Genomic DNA, 19,400 nt, shown 5'->3' on the forward strand with positions numbered 1-19,400 from the left:
GTCAGGGCGCCTTGAAGTGGTCCTGCACCGACGCGGTCTCGCCCGAGACCGGATCGGCGAGGCGGAAGGTGAGCGGGACCGAGCCGGCGGTGCCGGGCGGCGCGAAGACGAGGACGCGGACCTCCCGCGTCGCGTCGGCCGGCACCGCGAGGTGACCCTCCGGCGCGCCGACGATCTCGGCGCGGGCGCCGGGCAGCCCCTCGACGACGAGGCCGAGCTCCCGCTCGAACGGGCGCTTGTTGATGAGCCGGACGGTGTAGCCGTTGCGGATGCCGCCATCCGAGAGCGTGACGAAGAGCGGGTTGCGGTCGTGCAGGACGTTCACGCCGGTGAAGCTGCGGGTCGCGAGCGTGGTGAGCATGAAGCCGCCGATGCCGGCGACCAGGAGCCCGTACACGATGGTGCGCGGGCGCAGGATCTTGAACACGGGCGGCTTGCCCTCCGCCCGGCGCCGGCAATTCGCCTCGGTGTCGTAGGCGATGAGACCGGTCGGGCGCCCGAGCTTCTGCATGACGGTGTCGCAGGCATCGGCGCACAGGCCGCACTGGATGCAGGCCATCTGGAGGCCGTCGCGGATGTCGATCCCCGCCGGGCAGGCGGTGACGCAGGCGAAGCAATCGACGCAATCCCCCGCCGGCTGTCCGGCGGCGCGCAGGGCTTGCGACGTCTTCACCGAGGCGCGCGGCTCGCCGCGATCGACCCGGTAGAGGATGTTGAGCGAGTGCTCGTCGGTGAGCGAGCCCTGGATGCGCGGCCAGGGGCACATATAGGTGCAGACCTGCTCGCGCATGTGGCCGGCGAGCCCGTAGGTCGTGGCGGTCAGGGTCAGGATGGCGAAGACCGCCGTCGGCGGGGCCTGGAAGGTCGCGAGCTGATGCACCAAAGTCGGCGCGTCGGCGAAGTAGAGCACCCAGGCGCCGCCGGTCCACCAGGCGATCAGGAGCCAGATCGCGTGCTTCATGGTGCGCAAGGCGACCTTCTCGATCGACCACGGCGCGGCATCGAGCTTCAGCCGCTCCCGGCGGTCGCCCTCGACCAGGCGCTCGACCGCGAGGAACAGGTCGGTCCAGACCGTCTGCGGGCAGAGATAGCCGCACCACATCCGGCCGGCGACCGCATTCATCAGGAACAGGGTCAGGGCCGCCAGGATCAGCAGGCCCATCACGTAGGTGACCTCCTGCGGCCACAGCTCGATGAAGAAGAAGTAGAGCCGGCCGCGGTCGAGATCGATCAGCACCGCCTGCGACGGCGCGCCCGGTCCGCGGTCCCAGCGCAGGAACGGCACGAGGTAGTAGATGGCGAGGGTGACCGCCAGGACGATCCACTTCGCGGTGCGGAAGCGCCCGCGCACCGCCTGCGGCTGGATCTTGCGCCGTGCCTCGTAGAGCGCGCCGGTGGGGGCTGAGACGACCCGCCGCGTCGCCGCCTCGCCGAACTTCTTCGTGCGGCCCTCCAGAACGGTCGTGCGACCCCCCGACGGGGTCGTGCGACCCCCGGTCGGGGGCGCGTGCCCCTCGTCGAGGGTCGTGGATCGCATCGTCCGCGCAGAATCCGTCGGGGCCATCACCGCGTGTCCAGCCGCCCGGGAACGGGCGCCCGATGTCTTGGGCCGAGGGGCGGCCCGCGGCATTGATCTCGCGCAATCGGGAAGTCGGGCCGGCCTCCTGCGGTGACGAGCGTTCGTTCGGCGTCGCGCCGGCCGGGCACGGGCGGCGGTCCGGCAGCCGCCCCTCGTGACGAGGGACCTGGCCTGGAACCGGCCCCGGCGCTCCGCGGTTCGGGGCTGCCACTGGCGCGGGTGCGATGTCCGGACGGCCTAAAGCGTGGTGCCTCCGGTGCGGGTGACCGCCGGTGGGGCCCAGGCGCCGGTGAGCAGCGCGCCTTTCGGCCAGTAGGTCCGCAGCATCAGGTTGAACGGCCCCTTCGGGGCAGGCAGCCAGTTCGCCTCCCGCATGGCGCCGGGGCTCTCGTTTTGAATGAGGAGATCGACCGAGCCGTCCGGGTTGGCCTGAAGGCTGTTGCGTGGGCTGACGGTGTAGCGGTTGAGCGGGTTGTCGACGAAGAAGAAGTCCGCGTCATACATCGTCAATGACCAGAAGCCTTCGACCGGCGGCATGTCACCCGCGGCAAAGCGCATGACGTAGTTCGAGGTGCCGTTTAGCCGGCGCCCAGCCGAATCCACCATTGTCATCGGGTAGACTGCGTCCTGCGGCAAGTTGCAGCCTAGGCCCACCGCCGCGATGAAGGCGCGCTGCAGGTAATCCTTGCCGTAATCGCCACCGTCCGTCGTGAAGGTCCAGCCGTTGACGTGGCTGCCCGTCCTCTTCTCGTGCTCCATGATCCGGGCAAGGGCGAGCGGTGGTGCCTGCTCGACCGCCTGTCGAGCGGCGAGCGGCAGTTTGCCTGCGTCGAAGGGCTGGCCGGGAACGATGCCGAGCGCGGCCATCCTGGCGACCGGAACCCCGTCGGCGAGCGCCGGCGGGTTGTCCTTCATCAGGGCCGCGAGCAGGTTGAAGTAGGTCGACGCGTCCATGCGGTTGACCTGCTCGCGCACCGCCGTCTTGCCGTCGATGCTCGGATCGACCCGGCCGGCCGGCGGCGTGGAGGGTCTGCCGGCCGCGCTCGCCGGGATGAGCCGGTACCGGTCCTGAAGTGCGTGGACGGCCGCGTAATCGTCGGGTGTGCCCGTGCAATAGGTCCGACCGAGGATCCAGATCAGGCTGGTGGGCGCCTGGATCAACGTGGCGCCGGGCGGTACGCTGCCGCTCCAGCCGGGCCCGACGATGAGATAGGTCTGCGGCCCCGTCCCGGTCGTGCGCTTGCCCGGAACCGCGAAGATGTTCGTCCAGGCACTGAGCATGGGCATGAGGAAGTAGCGCCCGTCCATCTCCGGGATGCCGAAGAGGTAGGGTTCTCGGCCGACATCGACGAAGGCGAGCGAGTAGAGCGTGTCGGCGTTGGGTGCGGTGACGGCCCGGAACGTCGCATCGGGGTAACGACGCACATTGCTGATCTGGCCCATCGGCGCACCCCTGGCGCCTTCTGGTGCGGCGACGTTGGTGAGAACGCGCCGGGTCATCTCCATGGTGACGAGCGGATACCCATAGATGTAGGCGCCCACCGCCATCTCGAGCGGGTCCGCCACCCCCTGATTGCCGATGACGGGCGCGTCCTGAGCGACGGTCTGGGCGTCGGCGGCGGGCGTCGCAGGACCGACGAACGGGATCGTGGCAGCGCCCGCGGCGAAGATCCGTCTGGTCACTTCCATGGATCGCCTCCTGCGAGCGACGGGCCCCTGCGGGCGACGGGCCCATGTCGAGCCTTCGGAAACCTCGGACCCGTCGCGCTTTCGGCTAAGGGGCCATCATCGGCGGCCGCCCATCTGCCTCGGCGGCAGCAATCGGGATTGCGCCGGGAGCATGGCACCAGCCCCTTGAGCGGGCGAAGAAAGCACGAAGACGGACATGTCCGCTTGAGATATGTCAAATTTGCTGTATTGCGCGCAAAATCTCAAGCCGAATTCGCCGCGCCCGAAGCTTGTCTCATGAACTGGCTCATGCGGAGACTTGCGCGAGGCAATCACGCATCACGGCGTGAACGATGATGCCGAGGCTTGCGGCGGCAGGGACGGGCCTACCAGCGGCGGTAGCGCCGGACGCCGATCGCTCGCGGGCCGTAATATCCGCGCCGAACGACCCCTACCGCACGCGGACCGTAATATCCCCGTCGGACACCGACCGCACCGCGCGGGCCGACGCAGCCCGCCCGGTAGATGCCGCGCGCACAGACGACGGCATTCGCCTCCGTCGGCAGGTAGGCGAGTACGCCCGTGACGAGACCGAGAGCGACCAGGATATACCGCATGACGGACCTCCGCGCGTTGCAGCACCGGCAAGATCAAGGACATACCGCCGCATCACGGCAGTCGTAACGGTAGCATGATCTTGAAGAAATTTCCGATCATTTGTGAAGACGGTACGCTTATAGGACGAATTGTCGTTTTGATGGCTATCGCATCGCCGGCAAGCGCAGGCCGGGCGCTGGCTCCGCCCGGGCCGGCGACGGAGCGCCGGCGTCGCTGCATCGCGCTTCGCGGACATCCGGGAACGGAGCCCAACGGTCGTTCTCAGCGACCGCTGGTGTCACGACTTCGCTGCGCGACCGTGGTCGTGAGAGGGCGTGCCGCCCGCTACTTCCCACCCCCGAGCCCGTGAATGTAGACCGCCAGCGACTTGATGGTCGCGGCGTCGAGCCGGCCCTCCCAGGTCGGCATCACGCCCTTGCGCCCGCCCTGGATCGTCGCCGCCACCTCCTGCGGCGCGGAGCCGTAGAGCCAGACCGCGTCGGTGAGGTTCGGGGCACCCATCTCCGGATTCCCCTTGCCCTGCTCGCCGTGGCAGGCGGCGCAGGTCTGGGCGAAGATCTCCGCGCCCTTCTCCAGGCTCAGGGCCGGCGCGAAGGCCTTGCCGGACAGGGACAGGACGTAGTTGGCGACCGTCTCGACCTCGTCGCGCTTGAGGATGCCGTCGCGCCCGAAGGCCGGCATCTCGCCCGCGCGGGTGTCGGCGTGGCCGGAGCGGATGCCGACCCGGATCGTCCGGGCGATGGCGTCGAGGCTCCCGCCCCAGAGCCAGTCGTCGTCCTGGAGGTTCGGGTAGCCGGTCCGGCCTGTTGCCGCGGTGCCGTGGCAGGCGGCGCAGTTGTCGCCGAAGGCGGCCTTGCCGGTGGCGAGCGCCAGCGGCATCAGCGTCGGGTCGGCGGCGATCTGGGCGAGATCCGCCGAGGCGAGCTTCTCCTGGCCCAACGCCGCGCGCGCCGCCTTCGTCGCCGCGACGTCGGCCAGCACCGCCGCGCGGGTCGAGTAACCCAGCAGGCCGCGGGTGTGGTCCGAGACGAGCGGCCAGGCCGGATAGGCGATCCAGTAGCCGAAGGCCCACACGATGGTGGCGTAGAGCGAGGTGAGCCACCAGCGCGGCAGCGGGTTGTTGTACTCGGCGATGCCGTCCCACTCGTGGCCTGTGGTCTCTTGCCCGGTGGCGTCCGGGCCGGTGGTGGCGGGGGTGGCGGATTTGAGGTCGGTCACGAGGCTCACTCCTCGTCGAGGGGCAGGCGGGCGGCGGCGTCGAACCGGCCCTGGTTGCGCGGCCAGAGCGCGTAGAGCGTGGCTCCGGCAAACAACGCCACGAAGTAGAGAAGGCCGCTCGTCTGAGCGAAGCGGGAGGCGAGATCGTAGGTCACGACAATTACCTCAGGTTCTTCTGATCGTCGTAGATCTTGAAATCGACCATCGTGCCGAGCACCTGGAGGTAGGCCACGAGGGCGTCGAGCTCGGTGGCGCGGCCGCGCTCGCCGGGGGCGTGCAGGACGGCGCCGGGATAGCGCTGCGGGAACGTCGCATCCGCGCCGTCGGGATCGAGCTGGGCGTTAAGGTCGCCTTGCGCCCGCAGGATCATGTCCGGGCTGTAGGGCACGCCGAGCCTGGCGTTCGCCCTCAGGTCGTCGGCGACGGATTCCGCGTCGAGCGGCCGGTCGAGGAAGGCGTAGGCCGGCATGATCGAGCCGGGGACGACCGCGCGCGGGTCCTTCAGGTGCTCGCGGTGCCAGGCATCGGAATACTTCGCGCCGACCCGGGCGAGGTCGGGCCCGGTGCGCTTCGAGCCCCACTGGAACGGGTGGTCGTACATCGACTCGGCGGCGAGCGAGAAATGGCCGTAGCGCTCGACCTCGTCGCGCATCGGGCGCACCATCTGGCTGTGGCAGAGGTAGCAGCCCTCGCGCACGTAGATGTTGCGGCCGGCGAGTTCCAGCGGCGTGTAGGGCCGCACGCCCTCCGCCGCCTCGATGGTGCTCTTCAGGTAGAAGAGCGGGACGATCTCGATCAGGCCGCCGATGGCGACCACGATCAGGATGCCGATAAGCAGGAGGATCGAGTTCCGCTCGAAGAATTCATGCCTCTTCCAGAGGCCGGGCTGGGCGATGGCCATGGCCGGGTGCTTTCGCTGGGGACTTTCGGGGATGGGCCCGCCTTGCCGGCGGGCCGGGAGGGTTACTCGGCCGGGACCAGGGCGCCGTCGGCGGCGGGCTCGGGCTTGGCCGGATTCGGCACGCCCGCCTCGCGGCCCAGGATCGTCATGGCGAGGTTGTAGGCCATGATGAGCGCGCCGATCAGGAACAGGACGCCGCCCAGAGCCCGCACCAGGTAGTAGGGCTGCATCGCCTCGACGGTCTCGACGAAGGAATATTCGAGGAAGCCGAAGTCGTTATAGGCCCGCCACATCAGGCCCTGCATGATTCCGGCGACCCACATCGCCGTGATGTAGAGGACGATGCCGAGCGTCGAGACCCAGAAGTGCCACTCGACGAGCCGCAGGGAATAGACCTCGCGGCGGTTCCACAGCCACGGCACCAGGCAGTAGAGGGCGCCGAACGACACGTAGGCGACCCAGCCGAGCGCCCCGGAATGGACGTGGCCGATGGTCCAGTCGGTGTAGTGGCTGAGCGCGTTGACCGCCTTGATCGACATCATCGGCCCCTCGAAGGTCGCCATGCCGTAGAAGGCGAGGGAGACGACCATCAGGCGCAGGATCGGATCGGTGCGTAAGCGGTCCCAGGCGCCCGAGAGCGTCATCAGGCCGTTGATCATGCCGCCCCAGGACGGCATCCACAGCATGATCGAGAAGGTCATGCCGAGCGTCTGGGCCCAGTCCGGCAACGCCGTGTAGTGCAGGTGGTGCGGACCGGCCCAGATATACATGAAGATCAGGGCCCAGAAGTGGATGATCGACAGCCGGTAGGAATAGATCGGCCGCTCCGCCCGCTTCGGGACAAAGTAGTACATGATCGCGAGGAAGCCGGCGGTGAGAAAGAAGCCGACGGCATTGTGGCCGTACCACCACTGGACGAGCGCATCCTGCACGCCGGAGAAGACCGGGTAGGATTTCGAGCCGAACACCGTCACCGGGATGCTGAGGTTGTTCACGATGTGCAGCATCGCGATGGTGACGATGAAGGCGAGGTAGAACCAGTTCGCCACGAAGATGTGCGGCTCGCGCCGTTTGGCGAGGGTGGCAAGGAAAACCACCAGGTAGACGACCCAGACGATCGTGAGCCAGAGGTCGGCGTACCATTCGGGCTCGGCATATTCCTTCGACTGGGTGACCCCCATCAGGTAGCCGGTGCCGGCGATGACGATGAACAGGTTGTAGCCGAGCACCACGAACCACGGCGCGAGGTCGCCCGCGAGGCGCGCCCGGCAGGTCCGCTGCACCACGTAGAGCGAGGTCGCGATCAGCACGTTGCCGCCGAAGGCGAAGATCACCGCCGAGGTGTGCAGCGGGCGCAGGCGCCCGAAGGTGGTGTATTCGAGCCCGAGATTGAGCGAGGGCGCCCAGAGCTGGAAGGCGATGATGCAGCCGACCAGGAACCCGGCGATGCCCCATCCCATCGAGGCGATCGCCGCGAACTTGACGGGCCCGAAATTGTAGTTCGGCTTCCCCCCGATCTCCTGCGGGATCGGCTCGGGGTCGCGGGCGGCGTAGCGGCGCAGGATCGCGACGACCCCGGCGACGGCCGCGAGCGAGAAGAGGCCGGTATGCAGCCCGAAGGCGGGATCGACCGCCTTGGCCGAGGCGATCAGGCACAGGAGGGCGCCGAGGCCGAGAACGGCGCACAGGCCCGCCTCTCCCTCGGTCATGTATTTGGGTGCGGTTGTGGCGGGCATGGCTGAATCGGTTCGCTCCACGCGGTGATGCGGGACGACCCGTTTGTCCACGCGGCCGGCGGCGGAGCCTTGATCTGCGTCAATCCCCCCGGAGCCGGCCGGCGATGACCGTGAGGTGGCCGGCCCGGCACCGGCCGATTGATCCAGCGCAAGGCGGGGGGCCGGGCGGCCCGCGAGGCTTGGCGCCGGAAAGCCCCCCTAAACCCCTCTCCCAGAAACCCCCGATCCATGATCTCTCCCGACCTGATCGACCGCCTCGGCGGCGAGCGCGTGCCGCGCTACACCAGCTATCCCACCGCTCCGCATTTCACCGCCGAGGTCGGCCCGCAGGAGGTCGCCGGCTGGCTCTCGGGAATCGGCGAGGGCGAGGCGGTCTCGGCCTATCTCCACGTGCCGTTCTGCGCCGAGCTGTGCCTCTATTGCGGCTGCCACACCAAGGTCGCGCGCCGCTACGCGCCGATCGAGTCCTACGTCGCCGCGCTCGAGCGCGAGATCGACCTCGTCGCGGGCCGTGTCGCCGGCCGGCCGACCCTGCGCCACCTGCACTGGGGCGGCGGCACCCCGACCAGCTTGCGCGGCTCGGACATGCGCCGCATCGGGGCGCGCCTGCGCGAGGGCTTCAGGTTCGCGCGCGACATCGAGATCGCGGTCGAGATCGATCCCCGCACCCTGACGCCGGCCGATGTCGAGACCCTGGCCGCCATCGGCGTCACCCGGGCGAGCCTGGGCGTGCAGAGCCTCGATCCTCAGGTCCAGCGCGCGATCCGCCGTGTCCAATCGGTGGAGGAGACCGCGCGGGCCGTGGCGTGGCTGCGCCATGTCGGCATCGAAGCGGTGAATATCGACGTGATGGTGGGGTTGCCGCACCAGAGCGTGGACAACGTGATCGCGACTTTGGACCACGCCCTCGACCTCGCCCCGGACCGGGTCGCGGTGTTCGGCTACGGCCACGTGCCCTGGATGAAGCCGCACCAGCGCGCCCTGCCGGAGGCGGCCCTGCCCGGCCCCCGCGAGCGCCACGCGCAATTCGAGGCGGCCGCCGCGCGGCTCGTCCGCGCCGGGTATCTCCGCGTCGGGCTCGACCATTTCGCGCAGCCCGACGACCCCCTCGCCCGCGCCATGGCGGAGGGGCGGCTCTTCCGCAACTTCCAGGGTTATACGACGGATGCCGCCGAGACGCTGATCGGCTTCGGGGCCTCCGCCATCTCGAGCCTGCCCGGCGGCTACGCCCAGAACACCCTCGACATCGCCGCCTATGGCGACGCCCTGCGGCAGGGCCGCCTCGCCACCGCCCGGGGCCTCGTGCCGACGCCGGAGGACCGCCTGCGCCGGGAGGTGATCGAGCGGCTGATGTGCGACCTCGCGGTCGATCTCGACGCGGTCTGCGCCCGGCACGGCGTCGCGGCCTCCTCCGTGTTCGCGAGCGAGCTGGCGGCGCTCGCCGAGATGGAGCGCCTCGGCGTGGTGCGGCGGGCCGGCCACCGCATCACCGTGCCGGAGGACATGCGCGGCCTAGTGCGCTCCGCGAGCGCCGTGTTCGACGCGCGGCTGTCCGGCGGGCCGGGCCGGCACTCGCCGAGCCTCTGAGCGGCCGTCTCCGGACAGCGGGACCGCAGGTCGCGGGATCGAAACCGCCCAAGCCCCGTTCTCCCGCAACGAGCCGCAGCTTTCGAGACGAGTAACGGGCGCGGCGTTGCGAGGTCGTCATGAACGCAAGCCCCGACGGTTCGGTCATCCAGCGCGAGACGCCCCGGCCCGACCTCGTCGCCTTCGAGGTCAGGGACCGGATCACCAAGCCGGACATCGAATGGATGTCCTCGATCACCGACGCGGCCATGAACGCGCATGGCAAGATCGACATGCTGCTGATCATGTCGAACTACGAGGGCTCGGATCTCGGCGCGCGGTTCGACGGCTACGCCACCTCGGTCATGGCCCGCTCGGTCGCGCATATCCGGAACTACGTGGTGGTCGGCGCACCGGCCTTCGCCCGGGCGATGATCACCCTGTCCGGGACGGTCCTGCCGGTGGACACGAAGACGTTCGACCTGTCCGACGAAGCGGCTGCGTGGGCCTACCTCGCCGAGGCGGGACCGGCCAAGGCCTGAGCAGGACGGCGCCAGAGGCGAGCCCGCACCACGGCGCGGCGCCCGCCCAGATTGTCATGGACGCCGCCGATCGTCCCTGCGGCGGCCGTCTCCCTCACGCCCCGATCTCGATCCGCGCCTCCGCCCCGAGCAGCCGGCCGAGCCCGCGCAGGCGGTTCGACAGGCGGTCGCTGGCGAGGTCGCGCAACTCCGGCGGCAGGGTGAGGACGATGGCGCCGTCGCGCATCGCCAGCGGCGTGCGCGGCAGGATGCCCTCCATCGCCACCGAGACCGGGAAGGCCACGCGCAGGAGCGCGCCGAGCAGGCGCGCCTGCTCGAACAGGCGCGGGCCGGCGAGCTGGCGCAGGAGCGGGCTCGCCTTCTCGGGGGCGACGCCCTCGTGGCGGAAGAACACCGCGACGGCGAGATAGGCACGGCCCGGATGGTCGATGGCGACGAAGGAGGCGTGGGCGATGACGTTGAGGCTCTGCTCGCCCCGGTAATCCGGATGGGTGCGCCAGTTGACGTCGGCGAGCAGGCAGGCGGCGTGGCGCAGGCGCCGCTCGTCGGCGGTCTCGGGCGTCGACAGGCTTGCCATGAAGGCGTCGGTCCAGGCCTGCAATTCGGGGCCGTGGCCGGGGCTGCGGCAGCGCAGGCGGTTGAGCTCGGCCGCCGCCAGGAGCAGCGGGTCGCGGGCGCGCGCGGCGTCGTCGAGCTTCTCGTAGAGCAGGCCCTCGCGCACGCCGGTGGCCGAGATCGCGATCTCCCGCGGGCGCCCGGAGCGGATCAGCTCCTCGAGCACCACCGCCCCGTAGGCGAGGAGGGGGCGCCGCGCCTCGGACACGCTCTCGACGGCGGCGAGGGTGGCGGCGTCGGATTGCTCGACGACCTGGAGGAAGGACAATTCGTCGTTCGGCTCGATCGCGTAGCCGTGCATCACGTGCAGGCGGTAGTCCCGCGCCGCCTGGTGCAGGCGGGCGAGCGCCCGCCAGGTGCCGCCGACGGCGTAGAAGGTGCGCCCTTTCAGCGTGTCGAGCTGCGGGCCCGCCTTCTTGAGCGCTTCGGCCGCGATCTTGCGGGCCTTCTTGAGCGAGCCGCCGCTGAGATCCTGGAGCGCGAGGCCGCCGAGCGGCATGGTCACGCCGCTGCCGACGGACGAGCCGCGCAGGTCGACGAGCTCCAGGCTGCCGCCGCCGAGGTCGCCCACCACGCCGTCCGGCGCGTGGAAGCCCGAGATGACGCCGTAGGCCGAGAGCTCCGCCTCGCGCCGGCCGGAGAGCAGCTCGATCGGGTGGCCGCAAGCCTCTTGCGCGGCTTCGAGGAAGGCCGGGCCGTTCTCGGCGTCGCGGGCGGCGGCGGTGGCCAGCACGAAGACCTGGCCGACATGCATGGTCTCGCACAGGACCCGGAACCGGGCCAGCGCCTGGAGGGCGCGGCGCACCGCCTCCTCGTTGAGGCGCCCGGTGGTCAGCACGTTGCGGCCGAGGCCGCACAGGACCTTCTCGTTGTAGAGCGGCGTGGGCGCCCGGCTGATGCCCGAATACGCGACCAGCCGGACGGAGTTCGAGCCGATATCGATGATGGCGACGGGAGCGCCGGGCTCGATGCGGGCGAGCGCGGCTTCGTTGAGGGCGGTACGATCCAGGCCCATCCAGGTCCTCATGACGGGAACGCCGCTTGGCGCCGCGTCCTCAGGACCGACCCGGAACGCTGCGTCAGGCGCGCTGGGCGCGCCGGCTGAGCGCGCGCGGACTCGACTTCTTCGATGCCTTCCCGCGGCCGGACAGGCTCGGGTTGGTCATGAAATACTTGTGCGCGTTGAAGGGTTCCTCGCCCTCGGCGGGTTCGATCCGCTCGCTCGCACCGGACGCCAGTACACGCCAGCTCTGCTGGTTGTCGAGGAGATTCGCCATCATGATCTGGTCGAGCACCTGCTGGTGCACGGTCGGGTTGAGGATCGGCAGCATCGCCTCCACCCTGCGATCGAGGTTGCGGCTCATCAGGTCCGCCGACGAGATGTAGACCCGCGCCTTGGGGTGGGGCAGCCCGACGCCGTTGCCGAAGGCGTAGACGCGGCCGTGCTCCAGGAAACGCCCGACGATCGACTTGACCCGGATGTTCTCCGACAGGCCCGGCACCCCGGGCCTCAGGCAGCAGATGCCGCGCACCACGCAGTCGATCGCGACGCCGGCCTCGCTGGCGTCATAGAGCGCGTCGATGATCTGGGTATCGACCAGCGAGTTGCACTTGATCCAGATCGCCGCCGGCCGCCCGGCCTTCGCGTGGGCGATCTCCTCGGCGATGTGCTCCAGGAGGCGCGCCTTCAGGGTCAGCGGCGAGACCGCCATCCGCTCCAGCTCCGCCGGCTCCGCATAGCCGGTGATGAAGTTGAAGATCCGCGACACGTCGCGCCCGATCACCGGGTCGGCGGTGAAGAACGACAGGTCGGTGTAGATCCGCGCGGTGATCGGGTGGTAGTTGCCGGTGCCGACATGGCAGTAGCTCACCAGGCGGTCGCCCTCGCGGCGCACCACCATCGAGAGCTTGGCGTGGGTCTTCAATTCGATGAAGCCGAACACCACCTGCGCGCCGGCCTTCTCGAGGTTGCGGGCCCAGCGGATGTTGGCCTCCTCGTCGAACCGCGCCTTCAATTCGACGAGCGCCGTCACCGACTTGCCGGCTTCCGCCGCCTCGGCCAGCGCCGCGACGATGGGGGAGTTCGACGAGGTGCGGTAGAGCGTCTGCTTGATCGCCACCACGTTCGGGTCGCGGGCGGCCTGCGACAGGAACTGCACCACCGAGTCGAACGACTCGTAGGGGTGGTGGACGATGAAGTCCTTCTGGCGGATCGCCGCGAAGCAATCGCCGCCGCTCTCGCGGATGCGCTCCGGGAAGCGCGGGTTGTAGGACTTGAACTTCAGGTCCGGCCGGTCGATCCCGACGATCTGCGACAATTCGTTGAGGGCCAGCATCCCCTCGACCACGAAGACGGCGTCGGAGGAAATCTCCAGCTCGTCGGCCACGAAGGTGCGCAGGTCCTCCGGCATGGTGGCGACGACCTCGAGGCGGATCACCACGCCGCGGCGGCGCTGCTTCAGCGCCGTCTCGAAGTGACGCACCAGGTCCTCGGCCTCCTCCTCGATCTCGAGGTCGGAATCGCGCACCACCCGGAAGCCGCCCTGGCCCTTGACCAGGTAGCCCGGGAAGAGGCGGCTGGTGAACAGCACGATCACCTGCTCGATGGCGATGAACCGGGCGGTGCCGCTATTGCCGGGATCGGGCAGGCGCACGAAGCGGTCGATGATCGAGGGCAGGCGGATCAGCGCCCGCAGCACCCGGGCGTCGCGCGGGCGCACTAGGGTGAGCGCGATGGTCGAGCCGAGATTCGGGATGAACGGGAACGGATGCGCCGGGTCGATGGCGAGCGGCGTCAGCACCGGGAAGATGTGCTGGAGGAAGTAATCCTCGAGCCAGGCCGCCTCCTCCGCCGAGAGGTCCAGCGCCTCGACGAGGTCGATCCCGGTGGCGTGCAGGTCCTCGCGCAGCTCGCTCCAGCGCCGCTGCTGGTCGCGGGCCAGCGTCGTGACCTCCGCATCGATCCGGGCGAGCTGCTCGGCCGGCGACAGGCCGTCGGCGGAGGGTGCGGTCAGCCCGGCCCGGACCTGGTCGTGCAGGCCGGCGACCCGCACCATGAAGAACTCGTCGAGGTTGTTGGCCGAGATCGACAGGAAGCGCAGCTGCTCGAGTAGCGGATGGCCGGTATTCGAGGCCTCCTCCAGCACCCGGCGGTTGAACTGGAGCCAGGACAATTCTCGGTTGACGTAGCGGCCGGGCTCGTGGCGCAGGGCACGGCCGGCCGCGATCGCCTCGGCCTTGGCCTGGCGGGCGGCATCCTGGGCGCCCCCCTGCGCCGCCCCGGCCTCGCCGGCGGGGCGCCGGGTCTCGGGATCGACCTTGGCCTCGGCGAGGATGTCCGCCTCGTCGCGCCGGGCGGCCCCCACCTTCTCAGGCGTCGCCTCGGTCTCGTCGAGGACCGGGATAGCGCTGGCTCCGGTAGCGGTGTCCGACACGATGGCTCCTCCTTGGATCGATGCCGGGGCGCGGCTTCCAGCCTTCCCCGGTGACAGGACACTTTGACGTTTGCATGAACGGAGCGGGAGAATATCCGTTCGGGCTTGTGCGTGGCTCCCGGGCCTCACTCCTCGTCGGGCTCGTCGCCTGCCTCGCCGGCTCCTTCCAGGGCCGCCAGGGTGGCGAGCGCGAGCGGCCGGGTGATGCGCCGGCGCCGGCTCAACCCCTCCCGGTCGAGGGCCGCGACCACGTCGCGGGCGCGGGCCAGCGACCGGTCGAGGCGCAGGGCCAGCGCGTCGACCACGCTGGTATCGACGACGAGCTGGCGGTCGAGGAAGAGCTTCACCAGCACGACCTTGAGCAGGGCCTCGTCCGGCGGCGCCAGACTGACGCCGGGCGACAGGCGAAGGCGCGAGCGCAGGTCGGGAGTCGCGATGCCCCAGGCCTCGACCGGGCTTGAGCCGGTCACCACCACGCTCAGGCTCCGCTCGCGGGCGAGGTTGAGGAGGTGGAACAAGGCGGCCTCGTCGCGGCCCTCCCCCCGGTCGGCATCCTCGATCACCAGGGCCTCGGCCATGCTGAGTTCCGGCACGGCCTCGGCCGTCACGGCGGAGACCGGCACGGTCAGCGCGCCCGAGCGCTCGGCGAAGATCGCCGCGAGGTGGCTCTTGCCGCTGCCCGGAGGGCCGGTGAGCACGAGGACGCGGTCCGGCCAGTCGGGCCATGCCTCGATGCGGGCATAGGCCCCCTCGTTGGACGGGCTGACCAGGAAGTCCTCGGACCCGAAGCGGGGAGCGACGGGCAGGTCGAGGGCGAGCTGGCGCGGCTGGTCGGGCATGCGGAGTCGGGATTCTTCGCGGTCTTGGGGATGTTGGACGGGTTTCAGGGCTTCGATATGGCGGGCGGGGCCGGCTTCGCCACCGAGGCGTCGGCCGTGAGGATCGGCGTGCCGTCGTGGTAGAGCCGGCTCTCCAGGTAGCGGGTCACCCCGAAGCGGGCGACGACCCCGAGGGCCGCCGCCACCGGCACCGCCAGCAGCAGGCCGAGGAAGCCGAACAGCGAGCCGAAGGCGAGCAGCGCGAACATCAGCCAGACCGGGTGCAGCCGCACGGCATCGCCGACGAGCTTGGGCTGGAGCACGTTGCCCTCGAGAAACTGCCCGACCAGGAACACCCCGACCGTCAGCAGGACCGAGACCCAGTCGGGCCAGAACTGCACCAGGGCGACGCCGGTGGAGAGCAGGAACCCGGTGAGCGAGCCGACATACGGAATGAAGGTCAGGAATCCTGCCATCAGGCCGATCAGCACGCCGAAATTCAGCCCGATCAGCCACAGGCCGAGCGCGTAGAACGTGCCGAGGATCAGGCAGACCAGGCTCTGGCCGCGGATGAAGGCGGTGATCGCCGCGTCGATGTCGCGGGCGAGCATCCGGGCCGTCGGGCGGTGGCGCGGCGGGACCCAGCGGTCGAGCGTCGCGATCATCCGGTCCCAGTCGACCAGGAGGTAGAACGCGACGACCGGCGTCACCACCAGCAGCGAGACGATGCCGACGACCGCCTGGCTGCCCGACCACAGCGAGCGCAGGAAGCCGAGGATCCAGGCCACCGCCTGGCCCATCAGGTTGCCGACGGAGGATTGCAGCTCCTGCACGGCGCCGTGGCCCCCGGCCCGCTCGATCAGGGGCCCGGCCCGCTCGGCGATGATCGCCTGGAGCTTGGCGATCATCGCCGGCAGCGAGGCGACCAGGGCCGCGACCTGGTTGGCGGCGAGCGGCACCACCAGGATCAGGGCCAGGATCAGCCCGAACAGGAAGACCGCCAGGATGATCAGCGTCGCGGCGAGCCGCCCGACCCCGAGCCGCTCCAGCCGGTCGGCGACGGGATCGAGGGCGTAGGCGAGCGCCGCGCCGGCCACGAAGGGCAGCAGCACGTCGCGCAGCTGGTAGAGCAGGACGACCAGCAGGGCGAGGACGGCCAGGGTGATGGCGGCCCGGCGTTGGATCGGCATGCTCGACGGCCCCGTCACTCAACGCGAATCCGTCGCGCCCCGGCCGGACCGAGATGGAAGGGCGGCGCCGCAGGGTCAAGCCGGATGGTTCATCGATGTTTATCGAGAGGCACTGGCCCGCCACGCCACGACGCCCTGCCCCACCGCCGAGGCGACCGACAGCCCGGCGAGCGCCGGCATCGCCCAAGCCTCCGCCCCCGCGGCCGCGATCCCGAGCGCCCGGCCACCGAGGAGCCAGGCCAGGAAGGCGATCTGGCAGGCGGTGTTGAGCTTGCCGACGAGGAGCGGCGGCGTCTCCAGCGGGCGGCCGGCGAGGCGGGCGAGGCCGGCAGCCAGCACCACCAGGCTGTCGCGGGCGATCAGCACGGCCGGAAACCAGGCCGGCACGAGGCCGGCGAGCGTCAGGCTGACCAGCACGGCAAGCATCAGGGCCTTGTCGGCGAGCGGATCGAGGATCGCGCCCAGCCGGCTCGTCAAGCCGTAGCGGCGGGCGAGGAACCCGTCGATCCCGTCGGAGAGCCCGGCGAGGGCGAAGACCAGGAAGGCGGTCCCCCAGGCCTCGCGGACGATCGCCCAGACGACGACCGGCACCACGGCGAGGCGCGCGGCGGTGATCAGGTTCGGCAGCGATCGAGGCAGAGTCTTCGGCAGCGTCATGACGTCTTGGGCTGCCCCGACTCGCGGCCGCGGGCAAGACTCGCGATCACGCACAAGAGCGGCTAAGAGCGGTCGCAACCGGTGAAGGATCGAGGCGAAGGGTCGAGGGATGACGACGGGCGAGCGCCAGAACGGGATGACCTACGCGGGGGCGGGCGTCGACATCGATGCCGGCAACGCCATGGTCGAGGCGATCAAGCCCCTGGTGCGGGCGACCCGCCGGCCGGGGGCCGATGCGGAGATCGGCGGCTTCGGCGGGTTGTTCGACCTGAAGGCGGCCGGCTTCAAGGATCCGATCCTGGTGGCGGCCAATGACGGCGTCGGCACCAAGGTCAAGATCGCGATCGAGACCGGGCGCCACGCCACGATCGGCATCGACCTCGTGGCGATGTGCGTCAACGACATCATCGTGCAGGGCGCCGAGCCCCTGTTCTTCCTCGACTACTACGCCACCGGCAAATTGGTGCCGGGAATCGGCGCCGACATCGTGAAGGGCATCGCCGAGGGCTGCCGCCAGGCCGGCTGCGCGCTGATCGGCGGTGAGACCGCCGAGATGCCGGGCCTCTATGACGGGTCCGATTACGACCTCGCGGGCTTCGCCGTGGGTGCGGCGGAGCGCGGCGCGCTCCTGCCGGTCGCCGGCATCGCGCCCGGCGACGTGGTGCTGGGCCTCCCCTCGTCGGGGGTGCATTCGAACGGGTTCTCGCTGGTGCGCCGGATCGTGGCGGCCTCCGGCCTCGGCTACGACGCCCCGGCGCCCTTCGCGCCGGGCGTGAGCCTCGGCGAGGCGCTGCTGGAGCCGACCCGCATCTACGTCAAGCCGCTGCTGGCGGCCCTGAAGGCGACCGGCCACGGCGCCGTCAAGGCGCTCGCCCACATCACCGGCGGCGGTTTTCCCGACAACCTGCCCCGCGTGCTGCCCGACGGCGTCGGCATCGCGCTGGACCTCGACGCGGTGACGGTGCCGCCGGTCTTCGGCTGGCTCGCCCGCCAGGGCAACGTCGCCGAGGCCGAGATGCTGCGCACCTTCAATTGCGGCATCGGCATGGTGGTGGTGGTCGATCCGGCCAAAGCGGAGGCGGTGGCCCAGGCGCTCGAGGCGGCCGGCGAGGCGCCCATGCGCCTCGGGCAGATCACGGCGCGGGGCGAGAGCCCGGTCACCTATTCGGGCCGGCTCGCCCTATGAGCGCCCGCGCCAAGGTCGCGATCCTGATCTCGGGCCGCGGCTCCAACATGGTGTCGCTGCTCGAAGCCGCGAAGGCGCCGGACTACCCGGCCGAGATCGTGCTCGTCGCCTCGAACCGGCCGGACGCGCCCGGCCTGGCCCGGGCGGCGGAAGCCGGGCTTCCCACCGCGGCTTTCGATCACCGCGCCCATCCGGACCGGGCCTCCTTCGAGCGCGCGCTGGACGAGGGCCTGCGCCGCCACGGCGTCGAGTTCCTGGTGCTCGCCGGCTTCATGCGGGTGCTGACGCCCTGGTTCGTCGAGGCCTGGGCCGGGCGGATGCTCAACATCCACCCCTCCCTGCTGCCGCTGTTTCGCGGCATCCATACCCACGCCCAGGCACTGGCCGCCGGGGTGCGCGTCCATGGCTGCACGGTGCATTTCGTGGTGCCGGAGCTCGATGCGGGCCCGATCGTCGCCCAGGCCGTCGTGCCGGTGCTGCCGGAGGACGACGAGGAATCCTTGAGCGCCCGGGTGCTGGTGCAGGAGCACCGCCTCTACCCCGCGGCGCTTGCCCTGGTGGCGAGCGGGCGGGCCCGCCTCGACGGGGGCCGGGTGGTGTTCGCGCAAGGCAGCGGGGCCGCCGAGGGCGCGCTGGTGGCGCCGTCGCTGGACTGATCGCGGGGGCCGTCGCTCCCCCGGGCGCGTGGCCGGACCGGTCGTCCGCTCGGTCGCGCTGGCGCGCCGGATATGGAACCGATGCCACGGTGCCACACGTCCTTCAGGCGATGGCTTAAAGCGTTTGGATCAGGATTGCGGCGCAAGGTGCGATCTGGCACCGGCATTCGCGTCATGTCGCAAGCACGGGCCGCGTGGCCCGCACGGATCCCCCCCCGCATGTCCAGAGCGTCGCGTTATCTCGGCTGGCTGATCCTGGCCGCCATCGCGGTGTCGACGATCGCGCCGATCGGGTACCGGCCGATCAGCGGCATGCCGGTCTCGATCGAGCGGTTCGGCGCCTTCGCGGTGCTCGCCTTCCTGCTCGCGCTGGGCTATCCGCGCCACCGCTGGCAGGTGCTGGTGCTGACCGTGATGGCGGCCGGTGCCCTCGAGGCGTTCCAGCTGCTCGAGCCGACCCGGCACGGCCGCATCGCCGACCTGATGGTCAAGGTGGTCGGGTGCGGCTTCGGTGCGGCGGCCTCCCTGGCCGCCGGCCTGGTCTGGCCCCGCCTCGGCACGAGCGGCGAGGCGTGACCGCTAGTTGATGCTGTAGGCGCGCTCGATGACGACGCCGCAGCTCTCGGCCAGGCTGAACGCCATCTCGCGGGTCAGGCCGAAGATGAGCGGGGTCTCGCCGCGATAGAGCGTGTAGCGGCCGTCGGGCCGCACCGTGATGCGAACCGCCTCCTGCATGGCTGCCTCCTCCGATGGCCGGCCCGTTCTCGTGCGGGCCGACTCAAGGGTGAGGACAGTAAGCCGATTCGGGGCGGCCGCGAAGGGCTCCGCCTCAGGCCGCGCGACGCTTGGTCCGGCGCCGGCGTTTCGCCTTCGGCTTCGGTGCCGCGGCCTTGCCGAGTTCGGCCAGGGCCGCGCGCTGCTGGCGCCGCACCGCGTTGGCGGCGTGCCCCATCCAGAAGCCGGCGGCCCGGTTGGCGGCGGAGAGCCACAGGCTGTACGGGGATCCCTTCATCGCG

19 protein-coding genes are annotated in these 19,400 nt (G+C 70.5%); 5 read left to right on the forward strand and 14 right to left on the reverse strand.

Annotation, left to right across the window (positions count from 1 at the left end; all coding sequences use genetic code 11):
* Position 1: 1 nt before the first annotated feature.
* The 7 genes from ccoG to ccoN all read right to left on the reverse strand — a co-directional run bounded on the left by ccoG (position 2) and on the right by ccoN (position 7,720).
* Positions 2-1,537, reverse strand: coding sequence for a cytochrome c oxidase accessory protein CcoG (gene ccoG, locus DA075_RS29600; protein ID WP_099956883.1), 1,536 nt, complete (start codon positions 1,535-1,537; stop codon positions 2-4).
* A gap of 279 nt (positions 1,538-1,816) precedes the next feature.
* Positions 1,817-3,268, reverse strand: a complete 1,452-nt coding sequence (locus DA075_RS29605) for a DUF1254 domain-containing protein (RefSeq protein ID WP_099956233.1) — start codon at positions 3,266-3,268, stop codon at positions 1,817-1,819.
* 365 nt (positions 3,269-3,633) lie between these two features.
* Positions 3,634-3,864 (reverse strand): hypothetical protein, encoded by a 231-nt coding sequence (locus DA075_RS38445; RefSeq protein ID WP_099956234.1) that lies wholly within the window; start codon positions 3,862-3,864, stop codon positions 3,634-3,636.
* A gap of 325 nt (positions 3,865-4,189) precedes the next feature.
* Positions 4,190-5,083, reverse strand: a complete 894-nt coding sequence (ccoP, locus tag DA075_RS29615) for a cytochrome-c oxidase, cbb3-type subunit III (RefSeq protein ID WP_099956884.1) — start codon at positions 5,081-5,083, stop codon at positions 4,190-4,192.
* A gap of 5 nt (positions 5,084-5,088) precedes the next feature.
* On the reverse strand, positions 5,089-5,238 hold the full coding sequence (locus DA075_RS29620) for a cbb3-type cytochrome c oxidase subunit 3 (RefSeq protein WP_099956235.1): 150 nt from the start codon (positions 5,236-5,238) through the stop codon (positions 5,089-5,091).
* Positions 5,239-5,243: 5 nt separating this feature from the next.
* The gene (gene ccoO / locus DA075_RS29625; protein WP_099956236.1) at positions 5,244-5,984 is read right to left on the reverse strand and encodes a cytochrome-c oxidase, cbb3-type subunit II; all 741 of its coding nucleotides are present in this window, start codon (positions 5,982-5,984) and stop codon (positions 5,244-5,246) included.
* Positions 5,985-6,046: 62 nt separating this feature from the next.
* Positions 6,047-7,720: a cytochrome-c oxidase, cbb3-type subunit I gene (gene ccoN, locus DA075_RS29630; protein ID WP_167456065.1), complete on the reverse strand. Its 1,674-nt coding sequence runs from the start codon at positions 7,718-7,720 to the stop codon at positions 6,047-6,049.
* 231 nt (positions 7,721-7,951) lie between these two features.
* On the opposite strand from ccoN, the gene hemN reads away from it, so the two are divergent.
* Both hemN and DA075_RS29640 read left to right on the forward strand, forming a co-directional pair.
* Positions 7,952-9,307 (forward strand): oxygen-independent coproporphyrinogen III oxidase, encoded by a 1,356-nt coding sequence (hemN, locus tag DA075_RS29635; RefSeq protein WP_420813163.1) that lies wholly within the window; start codon positions 7,952-7,954, stop codon positions 9,305-9,307.
* 119 nt (positions 9,308-9,426) lie between these two features.
* Positions 9,427-9,828: a SpoIIAA family protein gene (locus tag DA075_RS29640; protein ID WP_099956239.1), complete on the forward strand. Its 402-nt coding sequence runs from the start codon at positions 9,427-9,429 to the stop codon at positions 9,826-9,828.
* Positions 9,829-9,922: 94 nt separating this feature from the next.
* On the opposite strand, the gene ppx is transcribed toward DA075_RS29640, so the two are convergent.
* The 5 genes from ppx to DA075_RS29665 form a co-directional block, all read right to left on the reverse strand.
* Positions 9,923-11,458, reverse strand: a complete 1,536-nt coding sequence (ppx, locus tag DA075_RS29645; RefSeq protein ID WP_099956240.1) for an exopolyphosphatase — start codon at positions 11,456-11,458, stop codon at positions 9,923-9,925.
* 64 nt (positions 11,459-11,522) lie between these two features.
* Positions 11,523-13,778, reverse strand: coding sequence for an RNA degradosome polyphosphate kinase (locus DA075_RS29650; protein ID WP_414468191.1), 2,256 nt, complete (start codon positions 13,776-13,778; stop codon positions 11,523-11,525).
* Positions 13,779-14,002: 224 nt separating this feature from the next.
* Positions 14,003-14,716 carry a P-loop NTPase family protein gene (locus DA075_RS29655; RefSeq protein WP_099956241.1) on the reverse strand — a complete coding sequence of 238 codons (714 nt, stop codon included), beginning with the start codon at positions 14,714-14,716 and terminating at the stop codon, positions 14,003-14,005.
* Positions 14,717-14,760: 44 nt separating this feature from the next.
* Complete coding sequence (locus DA075_RS29660; RefSeq protein ID WP_099956885.1) at positions 14,761-15,879, reverse strand: AI-2E family transporter; 1,119 nt, start codon at positions 15,877-15,879, stop codon at positions 14,761-14,763.
* A gap of 105 nt (positions 15,880-15,984) precedes the next feature.
* On the reverse strand, positions 15,985-16,542 hold the full coding sequence (locus tag DA075_RS29665) for a CDP-alcohol phosphatidyltransferase family protein (protein ID WP_099956242.1): 558 nt from the start codon (positions 16,540-16,542) through the stop codon (positions 15,985-15,987).
* Positions 16,543-16,651: 109 nt separating this feature from the next.
* Here DA075_RS29665 and purM point away from each other — a divergent pair, with 109 nt between their 5' ends.
* The 3 genes from purM (at position 16,652) to DA075_RS36850 (ending at position 18,960) form a co-directional block, all read left to right on the forward strand.
* Positions 16,652-17,728, forward strand: coding sequence for a phosphoribosylformylglycinamidine cyclo-ligase (gene purM / locus DA075_RS29670; RefSeq protein ID WP_099956243.1), 1,077 nt, complete (start codon positions 16,652-16,654; stop codon positions 17,726-17,728).
* The gene (gene purN / locus DA075_RS29675; RefSeq protein WP_099956244.1) at positions 17,725-18,384 is read left to right on the forward strand and encodes a phosphoribosylglycinamide formyltransferase; all 660 of its coding nucleotides are present in this window, start codon (positions 17,725-17,727) and stop codon (positions 18,382-18,384) included. Before purM ends, purN begins: the two co-directional genes overlap by 4 nt.
* A 219-nt stretch (positions 18,385-18,603) precedes the next feature.
* Positions 18,604-18,960 carry a VanZ family protein gene (locus DA075_RS36850; protein ID WP_099956245.1) on the forward strand — a complete coding sequence of 119 codons (357 nt, stop codon included), beginning with the start codon at positions 18,604-18,606 and terminating at the stop codon, positions 18,958-18,960.
* 3 nt (positions 18,961-18,963) lie between these two features.
* Here DA075_RS36850 and DA075_RS36855 read toward each other — a convergent pair whose 3' ends face one another.
* Both DA075_RS36855 and DA075_RS29685 read right to left on the reverse strand, forming a co-directional pair.
* On the reverse strand, positions 18,964-19,119 hold the full coding sequence (locus tag DA075_RS36855; RefSeq protein WP_164712518.1) for a hypothetical protein: 156 nt from the start codon (positions 19,117-19,119) through the stop codon (positions 18,964-18,966).
* A 94-nt stretch (positions 19,120-19,213) separates the two neighbouring features.
* Positions 19,214-19,396, reverse strand: a complete 183-nt coding sequence (locus DA075_RS29685; RefSeq protein ID WP_099956246.1) for a hypothetical protein — start codon at positions 19,394-19,396, stop codon at positions 19,214-19,216.
* Positions 19,397-19,400: the final 4 nt, after the last annotated feature.

The organism is Methylobacterium currus, from assembly GCF_003058325.1.
Classification (GTDB): domain Bacteria; phylum Pseudomonadota; class Alphaproteobacteria; order Rhizobiales; family Beijerinckiaceae; genus Methylobacterium; species Methylobacterium currus.